Origin of the sequence: Chitinophaga sp. (assembly GCF_039596455.1) — a bacterium.
Taxonomy (GTDB): Bacteria; Bacteroidota; Bacteroidia; order Chitinophagales; family Chitinophagaceae; genus Chitinophaga.
On record NZ_JBCNJR010000010.1, the window covers coordinates 83,548 to 97,421 of the forward strand.

Annotated in this window: 11 protein-coding genes; 5 read left to right on the plus strand and 6 right to left on the minus strand. The window is 53.3% G+C overall.

Going from position 1 to position 13,874, the window contains the following annotated elements; translation table 11 throughout:
• Positions 1-8: 8 nt before the first annotated feature.
• Positions 9-398, plus strand: coding sequence for a VOC family protein (locus ABDW36_RS23600; protein ID WP_343704400.1), 390 nt, complete (start codon positions 9-11; stop codon positions 396-398).
• A 5-nt stretch (positions 399-403) separates the two neighbouring features.
• Here ABDW36_RS23600 and ABDW36_RS23605 read toward each other — a convergent pair whose 3' ends face one another.
• The 3 genes from ABDW36_RS23605 to ABDW36_RS23615 form a co-directional block, all read right to left on the minus strand.
• Complete coding sequence (locus tag ABDW36_RS23605) at positions 404-1,768, minus strand: Gfo/Idh/MocA family oxidoreductase (RefSeq protein WP_343704401.1); 1,365 nt, start codon at positions 1,766-1,768, stop codon at positions 404-406.
• A gap of 106 nt (positions 1,769-1,874) precedes the next feature.
• Positions 1,875-3,680 carry a RagB/SusD family nutrient uptake outer membrane protein gene (locus tag ABDW36_RS23610; RefSeq protein WP_343704402.1) on the minus strand — a complete coding sequence of 602 codons (1,806 nt, stop codon included), beginning with the start codon at positions 3,678-3,680 and terminating at the stop codon, positions 1,875-1,877.
• A gap of 22 nt (positions 3,681-3,702) precedes the next feature.
• Positions 3,703-6,822, minus strand: a complete 3,120-nt coding sequence (locus ABDW36_RS23615; protein ID WP_343704403.1) for a SusC/RagA family TonB-linked outer membrane protein — start codon at positions 6,820-6,822, stop codon at positions 3,703-3,705.
• Between the two features lie 599 nt (positions 6,823-7,421).
• On the opposite strand from ABDW36_RS23615, the gene ABDW36_RS23620 reads away from it, so the two are divergent.
• Complete coding sequence (locus ABDW36_RS23620) at positions 7,422-8,438, plus strand: LacI family DNA-binding transcriptional regulator (RefSeq protein ID WP_343704404.1); 1,017 nt, start codon at positions 7,422-7,424, stop codon at positions 8,436-8,438.
• Positions 8,439-8,499: 61 nt separating this feature from the next.
• Here ABDW36_RS23620 and ABDW36_RS23625 read toward each other — a convergent pair whose 3' ends face one another.
• Positions 8,500-9,129 (minus strand): murein L,D-transpeptidase catalytic domain-containing protein, encoded by a 630-nt coding sequence (locus ABDW36_RS23625; RefSeq protein WP_343704405.1) that lies wholly within the window; start codon positions 9,127-9,129, stop codon positions 8,500-8,502.
• Positions 9,130-9,234: 105 nt separating this feature from the next.
• On the opposite strand from ABDW36_RS23625, the gene ABDW36_RS23630 reads away from it, so the two are divergent.
• Entirely contained in the window at positions 9,235-11,346 is a 2,112-nt protein-coding gene (locus ABDW36_RS23630; RefSeq protein ID WP_343704406.1) for a DNA topoisomerase 3, read from the plus strand.
• Between the two features lie 12 nt (positions 11,347-11,358).
• On the opposite strand, the gene ABDW36_RS23635 is transcribed toward ABDW36_RS23630, so the two are convergent.
• Complete coding sequence (locus ABDW36_RS23635) at positions 11,359-12,285, minus strand: MBL fold metallo-hydrolase (protein WP_343704407.1); 927 nt, start codon at positions 12,283-12,285, stop codon at positions 11,359-11,361.
• A gap of 141 nt (positions 12,286-12,426) precedes the next feature.
• Here ABDW36_RS23635 and ABDW36_RS23640 point away from each other — a divergent pair, with 141 nt between their 5' ends.
• Positions 12,427-12,747 carry a type II toxin-antitoxin system HigB family toxin gene (locus ABDW36_RS23640; protein WP_343704408.1) on the plus strand — a complete coding sequence of 107 codons (321 nt, stop codon included), beginning with the start codon at positions 12,427-12,429 and terminating at the stop codon, positions 12,745-12,747.
• Positions 12,748-12,758: 11 nt separating this feature from the next.
• Positions 12,759-13,136, plus strand: coding sequence for a helix-turn-helix domain-containing protein (locus ABDW36_RS23645; protein ID WP_343704409.1), 378 nt, complete (start codon positions 12,759-12,761; stop codon positions 13,134-13,136).
• 9 nt (positions 13,137-13,145) lie between these two features.
• Here ABDW36_RS23645 and ABDW36_RS23650 read toward each other — a convergent pair whose 3' ends face one another.
• Positions 13,146-13,865, minus strand: coding sequence for a hypothetical protein (locus ABDW36_RS23650; RefSeq protein ID WP_343704410.1), 720 nt, complete (start codon positions 13,863-13,865; stop codon positions 13,146-13,148).
• Positions 13,866-13,874: the final 9 nt, after the last annotated feature.

A 13,874-nucleotide genomic window follows, 5' to 3' on the forward strand; every position in this document is an offset into this window, starting at 1 on the left:
CTTTGCATATGCTATCGCTACATAAAGTACATCACATTGCCATTATCTGCAGCAACTATGCTGTTTCAAAACAGTTCTACACAGAAGTGCTGGGCCTCACCATCATCCGGGAAGTATACCGCCGGGAGCGGGATTCTTACAAGCTGGACCTGGCGCTGCAGGGCCACTATATCATAGAATTATTTTCATTCCCTTCCCCGCCGCCGCGCCCCAGCCGCCCGGAGGCCCTTGGCCTGCGGCACCTGGCTTTTGCCACCAATGACGTAGCAGCTGCCGCGGAAACGCTGCGGCAAAAGAATGTAGCGGTAGAGCCGGTGCGGGTAGATGAGTTTACAGGAAAGAAGTTCACCTTCTTCACAGACCCGGACGGGCTGCCGCTGGAGCTGTATGAAGCATAAACAGCTTACACATTCTTTGAAGGATGCTGCCACGGTTGCCGGTAAGGCCGCTGCAGCAGGGCGGTGGCTTCCTGGTCTCCAACGATTATTTTTTGCTTTGGGTCATACACCAGCGGCCGGCCGGTTTGCATGGAGAGGTTGGCCATAATGCAGCTGGCGGTAGAAATGTGGCCTTCTTCAATATCCGCCACAGGCCTGCCGCCGCTGGCAATGGCTTCCAGGAAGTTGAGCATGTGCAGGCGGGTGGCGGGGGCGGCATTCAGTTCTATGCGAGGCTCATTCACGTCTTCAGGGTATTTCTCTTTTTCGTACACCACATCTTTGTGGATCTTTTCTCCCTTGCCCTGCGGCACAAAATCATACCGCATGGTGCTGGCCATCAGCGTGCCCTTGTCTCCGAAAATTTTGAGGGCCCAGGGGTAATCAGGGTCTACGGGCGTTCCCCAGGTGCGGTGCTGCCATACGCAGTTAAGGTCATCATATTCGAAGATGGCGGTTTGTGTATCTGCAATGTTCGATTTGCCTTCTTTCTGCACGTAAATGCCGCCGGTAGAGCTGATGCGTTTGGGCCAGCCCAGCTGCAGCATCCAGCGGGCAGTGTCCAGCATATGAACGCACATGTCTCCCATAATGCCGTTGCCGTACTCGTTAAAAGTGCGCCACCAGCGGGTATGCGGCAAGCCGTCATAGGGGCGGAGGGGCGCGGGCCCTGTCCACATTTCATAGTCCAGGAAGTCAGGCACTGCCTGTACAGGCGGGTTGCCGTTGGCGCGCATGTGGTAGTAGCAGCATAGCTCCACGTGAGATACCTTGCCCAGCAGGCCGGCGTCTACAATGTTCTTTTTGGCGTCTATCAGGTGAGGCGTGCTTTTGCGCTGGGTGCCCACCTGCACCACGCGGTTGTATTTCCGTGCGGCGGCTACCATGGCTTCTCCTTCCAGCACGTCTACGCTGATGGGCTTTTGCACGTACACGTGCGCGCCTGCTTTCATGGCCTCAATGGCCTGCAGGGCATGCCAGTGGTCAGGAGAGCCTATCAGCACAATATCCAGTTCGTTCTCAGACAGCATTTTACGGTAGTCTCCATACAGCCGCGGCGTTTTGCCGGATTTCTGGCGTTTGCTCACCATGTCTCCCGCTTCCTTCAGCATGTTCTTGTCCACATCACAAAGGGCTATCACTTCCACAGGCGCTACCTGTATGAGACGGAACAGATCGCTTTTGCCGTACCAGCCGGCGCCTATCAGGCCTACGCGGAACGTTTTGGCAGGATGCAGAAAATCAAGCGCCTGCGCACTTAAGGAAGAAAGAACAAGGGAAGCGGTGGCGCCTTTGAGGAAATGGCGGCGGTTGATGTTGAACTGTGTCATGACATGGAATTGTTCTCTAAAATACAAAAGTTAATGAACCGGGAAACAAAAAAGAAAGGCGCGCCTGCTGAACGGCACGCCTTTTTTCTTGCCCATGCATCACTGGTTATTCAGGAATATTGTCGAGCGGAGGCTTGTTGCCTTCATACCCCACATACCCTTTATTCTGGTTAATGATGCCGTAAGTATTGCCCTGTATAGAGTTGGAGGGTACGGGCCACAGCACGTGATACGGACTGATGGTGTATTTGTCTCCGTGATTGGTAACAGTACCATTGCGGTAAAAGTTGTTCTTCTCCATTACACGGTCGTAAAAGAAATTATTGTCGGAAAAATTGTCCAGCGTATAGGTTTTCCCGTTGTAAGCCGCTTTGCCGGTTTTGGCAAAAATGAAGGAGATGCGGGTGAGCTCGGTTTTACGGGGCTCTTCGTAAAACAGTTCCCTGGCTCTTTCGTCCAGTATGGCGCCGATGTTCACCTGTGCCGCGGTGATGGGGGCGCAATGTGCGCGCTCGCGCACCTGGTTGATGTCTGCCGCGGCGGCCGCCAGGTCATCTTTCCAGTAGTAGGCTTCCGCGCGCAGCAGGTAGGTTTCCGCCAGGCGGAACATGTACCAGTCCGAGTGGCCGCCCTGCATGGGAGAGTTTTCCGTGTCTGGTATGAACACCTTGTAATGCGGCCAGCCGAACCAGCAGCGGATGGTATCGGTGCACAGCAGGCCGCCGCTGGCGTTGCGCATTTGGAGCGGCTTCAGGTAATAGGCATCGTTGTTGTTCTTGAGGCCGGGCTCATTGTATACCAGCTCTTCCATGGTCATCCAGTTGCCCTTGGCATGCCGCAGGTCGTTCGGGTCTGTCCACAGCTCGAACTGGCTGTAGTTGGTAGGCCGGCAGCGGCCGATACCGCGGCCGTAGAGGTTAGATTGTATAAACTCCGGGTTCACGTTGTCATTAGTGCCTTTGCGGCCGGAAGGGGTGTTGATGTTGGTGCCCCAATAGGGTACGGCCTGCCGCATGATGCGCATGCCGCCATCATAACCGCCGTCTCCAAAGCGGTCAATGATCATAAAAATGCCTTCCTTGTTTTCTCCCAGTGACTTGTTCTCCGGGCGGTGCAAATCCCAGATCACGTTCTTTTTGGTAGCGCCGAAGGGCTGTTTCATCAACGTGTAGGCCCCGCCGTTAATAATGGCGCTGGCGCTGGCAATAGCATCGTCAAATTTGCCCAGGGCCAGGTTTACCTTGGTGAGCAGGTGCAGCACGGCCCCTTTGGTCACCTCGCCGCGGGCTACGTTATCCTGCAGCCAGTCCTTGGCGGAATCCAGGTCTTTTTTGATGTATTCCAGTATCACTTCCCGTTTGGTGGAATAGAACTCCAGCTGCGGTTCGTTGATCTCTTTCATAATGGCCGGCACGTCACCAAACTGGTGGGTAAGCCGGTAGTAGCGCAACGCGCGGTGAAAGTAAGCGGCGCCCAGTATGGCATTGCGTTCTGCCTGGGAGCTGTACTTGGCGTTGTCTATGCGTGAAATAACGGTGTTGGCGTATTTGATGCCCTTGTAACCTTCGTTCCAGTAATAATAAATGCGCGCATGGTCAGCATCGTTCCGGTTAGCGCCGTCTGGCGTAATGAGCAGGTTGAGGTCTTGCGCCGGGCCGCTTTTGTCTGTAGTGCCTTCTGCTGTTACTTCGGAGAAAACCATTTCTGTCAGTATAGGTGGGTTGTCTCCATAGTACTCAATTCTGGCATTCCGGGCGCAGGCCACCAGCGCGGCCCGCATTGCAGCGGCATCTACGTAGGTCAGATCAGGTTCGTAGGTAGATAGCGGCTGAGGCTTCAGCCATTCCTTGTTACAGGCCGCTGTTCCGTATATAGTTACTGCCAGCAGGGCAGCTTTGAATATCTTTTTCATATCAGATTCCTTGTTTAAGCAGTTAGAACGTCACATTTAAACCCAGTGTATAATTCCGTGCCGGCGGGTTGTTGGCGGTGAAGGCGTACTCGGCGTCCCAGAAATGCCAGTCTGGCTGATACATGGCTACATTGCTGATGTTACCATAGAGTTTGAAAGACGCTATACCGAAGCGTTCCAGCGCATTGTGCGGAATAGTGTATGCCAATGCCAGGGTACTGAGGCGGATGAAAGAGGCCTTGCGGTATACATCGAAGGCAATGCTCCCGTTGCTGGAAAACAGCCGCGCATGGTCATTGAGGGGATTTTCAGGCGTCCAGTACGGGGTGATGTAGGAGTTCTGACGGTCTATGAAGCCGGAGTTGTTCTTGGCAATATTATACTTCTCTTTCTGGCCCCAGTTGGAATAGAACATAAAAGACAGCTCAAAGTTGCGGTAAGAAAAATCGTTGCGCAGCGTCCACTGGAAGCGGGGCGTTCTGTAGCCCTGGAATACCTTGTCCTTGTCGGAAAACTTGCCGTCGCCATCCGTATCCTGCAGCTTGAAGTCGCCGGGCTTTACGCCGAATTTGGCGGCTTCGGCCGCTTCGTTCTGCTGCCAGATGCCCAGTATCTTCATATCCCAGATCTCGTCCATATCATGCCCGATGAACAGCTTGTTGGCCACATCATCCCTTTCTTCACGGCCAATCACCTTGCCGTCTGCGTCCTTGACATCTACTTCTCCGTACAGGTGAACGATCTTGTTCCGGTTCAGGGTGAAGTTGAGGCCGGAACGCCAGCTGAAGCCGCCTTTGCTGCTGATGTTCACGCTGTTGAGACTGATCTCGAAACCTTTGTTCTGCACTTCGCCCAGGTTGTCCATCACGTTGAAGAAGCCTATTACATCAGGCAGTGTGCGCAGTATCAGCAGGTCTTTGGTCACCTTGTTATACACGTCTACAGAACCGCTCAGCCGGTTATCCAATACCGCAAAATCCAGCCCCGCGTTGTAAGAGGTGCTCTTTTCCCATTTCAGGTTGGGGTTGGCCATGCTGTTCACATAGAGCTGAGATACCAGCACTACATTGCCGTTGGGCATCACGTATTGGTATTTGCCGGTGTTGAGGTCAGACAAAGCGCGGTAACGGCCAATGTCACGGTTGCCGTTTACGCCGTAGGAAAGGCGCAGCTTGCCATGAATGAGCCAGGGAGCGTTCACAAAACTTTCTTTGGAAAACACCCAGCCAAAACCAATGGCGGGGAAGTTGGCGCGCGGGTTGCGCTGGCCGAAGGCGGAGTAACCGTCCCGGCGGATGGAGGCCGTGAGCAGGTATTTTTGTTTGAAGCCGTAGTTGAGGCGGGCCATCAATGCATCACCGGTACTGATGGAGTCTGAGCTGGAAATAACGGGTTTGATGCCGGAGCCGATGTTGTGCCAGCTCAGGTTATCATTCGGGTCAAAACCTTCGTTCTCCATCTGGTTGCGCCAGCTCTGGAACTTTTCCGCGTTCATGAGCAGGGTTACGTCAAAGTCGTGCTCCCCGAAGGTCTTGTTCCAGCGCAGCAGGTTGTCTATCTGCCAGTTGTAGGTGGTCATTTCCCTTCTCACGGCGTACCCCTTGCGGGCGGCGTAGCGGAAATCCTTGGCGGAGTTGGCGTTGAAATAACGTTCAAACTCGAAGTTGGGCGTAAAATTCACCTGGTAAGAGAAACCGGCCGGCAGATCGCCCTTGAGGTAAAGCGAGCCGAAGAGCGTGTTATACTTCTGCAGGCGGTTGGTGTAGGCGTTGTTGAGGAAAGGGTTGGTGTTGTTGCCCACGTCGTCATTGGGACTGTCACGCAGGGTAACGCCATCGTCCTTATACTTTTCACCCCAGGGAGAGGCGTTCACCATCTGCCCCCAGTCTACCGGCACCTGGCTTTCATCCCTGTCAGAAAACTGCATGTTAACGCCTACCACGGCCCAGCTGGCCGCTTTGGCCTCTACGTTGATGCGTGTTCTGAAAGTTTCATATTTGTCACCCACCATAAAACCTTCGTTATTCATATAACCGGCGCTGATGTAATAGGAAATGTCCTCTTTCTTGCCGGAAATGCTCACAGTATGATCGTGCCGCAGGCCGTTCTGCCACATCATATTGTACCAGTCCGTTTGTTTGCCGGCCCTGTAGTTCCTCACTTCCACGGGAAACACCTTCAGGCGCGTCATCCAGATGTCTATAGGGTCTCCCTGGGAATTATCATACGCCTTCCACTGGTCTATGGTAATATCCGGCGGCAGGGTGTTCGGGTCGTCAAACTGGTAAGGCTTGGCATTCACGTTGATGCTTTTCAGCACGTCCGTCCGCCATTTCAGAAAGCCGGGGCCGTCATACAAAGGCTGGTCCATGGCCAGCGTAGATACGCCCACGTTAGAGTTGAGGGTAATGGTCGGTTTGGCCTTGCTGCCTTTTTTGGTAGTGATGAGAATGACGCCTTTGGCGGATTTGGCGCCGTACACAGCGGCCGCGCTGGCGTCTTTCAATACGTCTATGGTCTGAATATCGTTAGGGTTGATATCTGCCAGCGAACCGGGATAGATCACCCCGTCCAGCACGATCAGCGGGGAGAGGCCCGCATTAATGGAAGATTTGCCCCGTATGATCAGGTCCCCGCCGCCCTTGGCGGAATTGGAGGTGCTTACATTGAGCCCCGCAATATTGCCGCGCAGCGCGTCCTGCACGCTGGTGGGGTTCTCGTTTTCCAGCTTGGTTACCTGCACCTGGGATACGGAGCCGGTCACATCGCTTTTCTTACGCGTACCGTAACCTACTACCACCAGCTGCTCCAGCTCTGTGGCGTTCTCTTTCAAAGTAACGCTCATAGGGCTGGCGCCGGCCTTCATTTTGATGGTCTGGTAGCCGATAAAAGAAAATGCCAGCGTGGCGCCAGAGGGCACATCGTTCAGCAGGAACTTGCCGTCTGCGTCTGTTGCCGTGCCCCTGTTGGTACCTTCTATCACCACGGTTACCCCCGGTACGGGCTTGCCGGCAATGTCCAGCACAGTGCCGCTCACCCTGCCGTTCTGCGCCTGCGCGGCAGGTGGAAGAAGGAGCAGGAAGGCCAGCGTAAAACAGGCTGTAAGAAAATTCAGCAACCTGTTGCTGATAAGAGTAGTCATTGTAGATCAGTTTTACGATTTAGAAAATGGAATTGTTATGCTTACATGTTTACTGACGTGGATGGCGGCAGGGCATACCTTGCCTTATACCGGAAAAACCGGCCCATTGGCCGATCAGCTTTTACGGTTTAGTAAATGGAACGTTAGCGTAATGTGTACGGGTGTTAGGCCGGGCCGGGCGCAAGTAGCCCCTTACCGGAAAAATTGATCATTGCGGAACAGTTTTTTACGATTCAGAAAATGGAATTTTTTGCACGATATGTACTGCTGTTGCACCGGGCCGGCGTTGCCCTTCTCTTGCCGGGAAATCCGCTTCTGCGGCTGTTTCCAGATCCCTGCTGTTATTCACTGTGCTAAACCCCGCAGGCATGTTGCCAGTTTGCTGTACCTGCCGGAAAAGGTCTCAAAAAGATCAGTTTTTTCGATTTAGAAAATGGACAAGTTTTTTAGTTGTGTTAAGGGTAATCAAGTTTTTTTAGATCTGGTTACAGTTGAAAAATGACGTGAAATTTTCTTGCAGGCAATATATGAATTGCAATCGATTTACAGGAGAAAAAATCCATTTACAACGTTTGAAATAGTTTTTGTAATATGATGCCATGAAAAAGGGTGTAACCATCAAGGATATAGCAAAGAAACTGCATATGTCTGTTTCTACGGTATCCAAGGCGCTGAACAACGATCCGTCTATCAGCGCCCTCACCAGCGAGCGTGTGAAGGCACTGGCCCTGGAACTGAACTACGTGCCCAATGAGGCGGCGCGCCATTTCAAGCTCAGCAAAACGTTTACGCTGGGGCTGATCATACCGGATATTCTGGACCAGTATTATGCCTTCGCCATTAACGGGGTGGAAGCGGTGGCGGAGCAGCGGGGGTACCATGTAATATTATCCCAGTCTCATGAAGACGTGCAAACGGAACAAAAGATCGTTGACGTAATGGTGCGCCACCGGGTAGACGGGGTGATCGTTTCCATCACCAAAAACACGTCAGACATGCAGCCTTTCCTGAAGCTGCTGTCTATGGGCATCCCCGTGGTATGCATCGGGCGGGAGCCGAAGGGGGCGCAATTCGATTTTGTATCATCCAATAACCGGGAGGGCGGCTTTGCGGCCACAGACTTCCTGATAAAAAAAGGGCACCGCCATATTGCCCACCTGATGGGGCCGCAGGGCATGCGTACCAGCCAGGCCCGTTATGAAGGGTACAGGGCCGCGCTGGAAGCCCGCAACATTCCTTACCGCGCGGAGCTGGTGCAGGCGGTAGACCTTACGCCCGAAGGCACGTACAAGGCCATGGAGCGCCTGCTGCAGCTGGATACGCCTCCCACGGCCATTTTTACTTTCAAGAACTACATTACGCTGGAGGCCATGCACTACCTCAAAACGCAGCAACCCGCGCTGCTGGGCAAAATACAGTTCACCGGCTTCGGCAACCTGCCTATTCTGCATTACCTGGACCACAAGCCGCTGGCCTCCATAGAAGAAAGCTCGTTTGAAATTGGGGAAGAAGCCGCGCGCATGTTGTTTGAGCGGCTGGCAGAGGGAGATACGGGGGAAGCCCTGCAATACCGCAGCCGGCAGCTGCCCTGCAGGCTGGTGGAGCATGGGGAATGAGCAGAGATGGTTGCACCGTAACGCCGGTTATCAAACGCAGCAAAGCGAGTAATCGCCCCGCTTACCGGTAGACATACAACAACACCGGCTTCGCAGACCGGTCAAGGTAGGGCTGCAGCCGCGCAAAATATGCCGGGTTGAGGGTAGGGCAACCGTCGCTGCGGCAAATGCCTTCGCTTACTTCCACCGCCGGTACGCACTCATGCGCATGAAGCACCACAAAACGTTCAAAAGCCTTGCTGTTGGTGGGTTCCAGCCCGTGCAGCTTGTAGGCCGTGCCAAAGCGGCCGGTGTATTTGGCGCCGATGCGGTAAATACCGGGAGAAGAGCAGCGGCTGCCCGGCTCGTTGGAGAAGGCTACGGTTTCCGTTCTGAAGTCAGGCCCCTGCCCGTGTGTTACCAGTGAGCGGCTGATGATGCTGTCTTTTTGCAGGTCGTACAATACAAAGCGGCGGCGCCCTGAAAACACGCTGAAATCTACAAAACAGGCGTAGCGGGAGTTATAGCGGCCGGTTGCGGCAAACGCTTTTAAACGGGCGGCTTTTTGCCGCAGCCTGTTCTCGTTCATGGGAGCGGGCAGGGCGGGAGCGGTTTCCCCGCTGCGCTGCGCCTTCCGGGAAGCGGGCTTCTTTTCGCGGCAGGCCGTCAGCAGGCATAATGCGGATATGAATACAATGAATCTGGCGGACATGCTGTAAAGATGTAAATAATTCCTTTTTCCATAAACAGCTGCGGAAGAGACCCCTCCCGGCGTTTTCGCTTTAAATATTACATTTGCGCTTGCGATTGATCAGACATGAAAGTATGTATTGCGGAAAAGCCCAGCGTGGCAAGAGACATAGCCGAAGTACTGGGCGCAAGGCAACGGAAAGACGGTTATTACGAAGGCAACGGGTACCAGGTTACCTGGACCTTCGGGCATTTCTGTACGCTCAAGGAGCCGCATGACTATGTTGCCGGCTGGAAAACCTGGAGCCTGGCAGACCTGCCCATCATTCCCCAGCATTTTGGCATCAAGCTCATTGACAACTCCGGCGTGCAGAAGCAGTTCAAGGTGATCGAAACCCTGGTGCGCCAGTGCGAGGAAGTGATCAACTGCGGTGACGCCGGGCAGGAGGGGGAACTGATACAACGCTGGGTATTGCTGAAAGCCCAATGCCCTGCCCCGGTGAAGCGGCTCTGGATATCTTCCCTAACGGAAGAGGCTATACGGGAAGGCTTCGGCAAGCTGAAAGACGCCGCGCAGTATGATAATCTGTATGCCGCCGGCAGCGCCCGCGCTATTGGAGACTGGCTGCTGGGCATGAACGCCACCCGCCTGTTCACCAAAAAATTCGGGGACGGCAAGGCCGTGCTCTCCATCGGCCGTGTGCAAACGCCCACCCTGGCCATGATAGTGGCCCGGCAGAAGGAGATCAACGCCTTTGTGTCTGAAGAATACTGGGAGCTGAAAACCATATACCGCAAAACGGAGTTCACCGCCGCCATAGACCGCATCAAACAGCAGGAACGCGCTGCCAAAGGCCTGGAGTACCTCAAAGAGCACCCCTTCGAGATCACCAGCTTTGAAAGAAAGGAAGGCAAGGAAGGCAATCCCCGCCTGTTTGACCTTACCGCCCTGCAGGTGGAGGCCAACAAAAAATACGCTTTCTCCGCAGATGATACGCTGAAGCATATCCAGAACCTGTACGAGAAAAAACTGGTGACCTACCCGAGGGTAGATACCACTTACCTTTCGGAAGACCTGCATCCCAAAATAGCCGGCATCCTGCAAGACATGACGCCGTACAAGGCGCTTATTGCACCGCTGCTCACGCAGCCCATTCCCAAGCTCAAAACGGTGTTTGACGATAAAAAGGTGACTGATCACCATGCCATCATCCCCACCGGCATGTACCCTGAAAACCTGCCGCTGGACGAGAAGCGGGTGTATGACCTGGTGGCGCGGCGTTTTATTGCCGCCTTCTATCCCGAATGTAAAATTGCCAACACTACCGTGCTGGGCAAGGCAGGGCAGGTGGAGTTCAAGGCTACGGGCAAACAGATACTGGAACCCGGCTGGAAGGAAGTATACGCTAACGATGCGCCCGCCCAGAAAGAAGGTGAAGAGGAGGAAGAAAAGGAAAAGATACTGCCGGTGTTTGAGGTGGGCGAAAGCGGCCCCCACGAGCCGCGCATTCACAAGGGTAAAACCACGCCGCCCAAACCCTTCACCGAAGCCACCCTGCTGCGCGCCATGGAAACGGCCGGCAAGCAGGTGGAAGACGAAGAAATGAGAGAGCTGCTGAAAGACAACGGCATAGGCCGCCCCTCCACCCGCGCCAACATTATTGAAACACTGTTCCGCAGAAAGTACATCGAGAAAAAGAAGAAGAACATATTTGCCACCCAAACCGGCATAGACCTGATAGACACCATCCAGAACGAACTGCTGAAAAGCCCTGAGCTGACAGGCAACTGGGAGCGCAAGCTGCGCCTCATAGAAAAAGGGGAATACGCTATGGACACGTTCAAGCAGGAGCTGGTGCAAATGGTGGTGGAGCTCACGCACGAAGTGAAGAACAATGCCGGCAAAACCATTTCGCTGGTGGCTGAAAAGCCCGCCGCGGCAGCAAAGGAAGAAAAAGAAAAAACACCCCGCAAATCTCCTGAAGAAATGCAGTGCCCCAAATGCAAGGCCCACCTGCTGAAAAAAGGGAACACGGCCTACGGCTGCTCCAACTTTGCCGTATGCGGCTTCAAGGTGCCGTTCGAGGCTTTCGGCAAAAAGCTGACGGAGAAGCAGGTGACAGACCTGGTAACCAAAGGTAAAACCGGTAAAATAAAAGGGCTGAAAGTATCGGATGCGGAAGTAGAAGGGAAACTTGTGCTGGATGCGGCGTTTAACCTGGCGGTAGAGCAGGGGTGAGGCAGCTATTTATCACCATTCCGGGAACCCCAGGCTGCCCTGGGTAACAGTCGATTTTCTTTTTTTCGGCTTGCGGCCTGTGGTATAAGCCTGCAGCGCCTGCGTAATGGCCTCCCGCCGGTCTGGCAGCGGTACCGCTTGTGCAGGCATAACGCCAGTTGACGCAGCCGTGCCCCGCCATTCGCCATCCACCTCAAATACTTTTGACTCCCCGTACCGCGACGCCACAGCTATTTCCACACCGCAGGCATGGCGGGAAAAAAGTTCCTGCACCAGTTCCGGAGAATTGTTGTCTCGCGAGAGGTGGGAGAGCAGCAGCAATTGCAGGGTATCCGGCCGGCAGGTATTGAACAGTTCCAGCGCCTGCAGGTTAGACAGGTGCCCCTTTCCGCCACGGATGCGGTTTTTAAGATAAATGGGGTACCGCCCGTTCTCCAGCATGTCAGGGTCGTAATTGGCTTCGAGGAAGGCCGCGTGGCAGCGGGAAAAATGATGCGCCAGTTGCTCGCAAGGCACCCCAATGTCTGTGAAAATGCCGATGCGTATATTATTATAGCTGACTATGAAACTGTGCGGATCTGCGGCGTCGTGATGTTTGATGAAGGGCACCACCTGCAAACCGCCAATGGCCACAGGCTCCAGCGCCCTGAAGGGAATGCCGCCCAGGGCCATGCCGCTGTGCTGCAGGGTGGCGGCGGTGATGTATACCGGCAGGCGGTACTTTTTGGCCAGCACGGGAATGCCCCTGATGTGGTCTATATGTTCGTGAGATACAAATATTGCTTTCACACGTGCCATGTCCAGCCCCAGCCGCTGCATGCGGCGTTCCGTTTCCCGGCAGGAAATACCGGCGTCTACCAGCACCGCCTCCGTGGCGTTGCCGATGTAATAACAGTTTCCGTTACTGCCTGAATTGAGTGATGCAATGAATAGCGACATGGATACTGCAAAGAAACTTGATTTCTCTGACAGCGGCAAAACAAATAGTTCTCATTTGAAAACTGTTTGTTTTATTTGAAAACTTTGTGTATGTTTGTGAACCGTTAACCCAAAGCTCGGCAAATGAACAATTTTTTGAAAATGAACAATCAAAACATGCGGATCATTTCAAGACCACCCATTATTGAATTTGGGAAAAAACATCCATTGGCAGTTATTGGATTGAATGACTGGTACAAAAAAACGAAGAGGGCTGAGTGGAGAGATTTTGGCGAGGTGAAGCAGACCTTCAATTCCTGTGACTATATCGGGTGTGACCGGTATGTGTTCAACATTGGCGGAAACAAAGACCGGCTGGTTGCCATGATTAATTTCAGGAAAGGAACGCTGTATGTGCGGGGCGTTTTAACCCACGCACAGTATGATGAGCATGGAAGGAAGGGAACATTGATCACTTTGTAGTGCTATTTAACATGAAAAAGACCATCAAAAACAAGCAGGAGTATTTCCTGGCCATGGCGGCCATGGAACCGTTACTGGCAAAGGGGTTTGATAAACTGAGCCCTGAAGAGGAGAAAAAGCTCGATCAACTGACCGATGCGGTGGAAGAATGGGAAAGCAAGGAATACCCTTTACCTGTTAATCCTGATTTCGTGGCCATTCTTGAACATTTAATGCAAACCAGGGGCTACAACCAGACAGAGCTTTCCCAGGAGCTGGATATATCCAAATCCCAGTTGTCCGGCATCCTGGGGCGCACCAAACACCCCAATGTAGACCTGCTGATAAACCTGCATCAGCGCTTCAGAATAGACGGCAATGTGCTGCTGCAGAGTTTGTCTGCCCGGTAAGGCCTGGGCTTAATTCACATCATACGGAATGTGCACCAGCATTTCAATTTTCCCTTCGGGCAGGGCGCTGATCTCGAAACGCCCGTCGTGCAGCTCGGCCACGTAGGCTATGAGGCTGCAGATGCGCTGGTCAAGGTAGGCTTGCAGGCTTTCGTGCTGGAAAGTCTTGATGGAAGATGAGAGAGAGTGGTCATTCGCATTGGCGAGGTATACGCCTTTCAGTTCAAAATAATCCTTTTCAAAGGTAATGGTGAGGGTGGGCCGTTCCTGCGGCTGGCTGTTGCGCTGCATGCGGAAAAGCAGGTTCAGCAGCAGCTGTCTGATCAGGAACTCGTCTACGTACGCCACCTCACGGTCACTGTTCACGTTATATTGCACCCACGATGCAAATAACGGGGCATACCTGTCGTCTTCCACTACATTTTTCAGCAGCAGTGCAATTTTGGCCGGGGCCCGCTTGGAAGAAAGGGATTTGTTCAGAATATGTTGAATGATGCGTACATTCTGTAAAAGAAATTCCAGTTCAATCACCTGCGATTTAATGGCTCCTGCCTGCCGGTTGATCTTTTCTCCGCTTTTTTCCGTATTGAACTGCCCTGAACCATACAGCTCAATCAACTCAACACTGGACAAAATACCGGAAAGAATAGACCTGATTTCATGGAACACATCTTCAATAAGCCCCTTGTTGTCAGGAAACTTACTTGCTCCCGTTGAAGAAGAAATCATTATGCAACC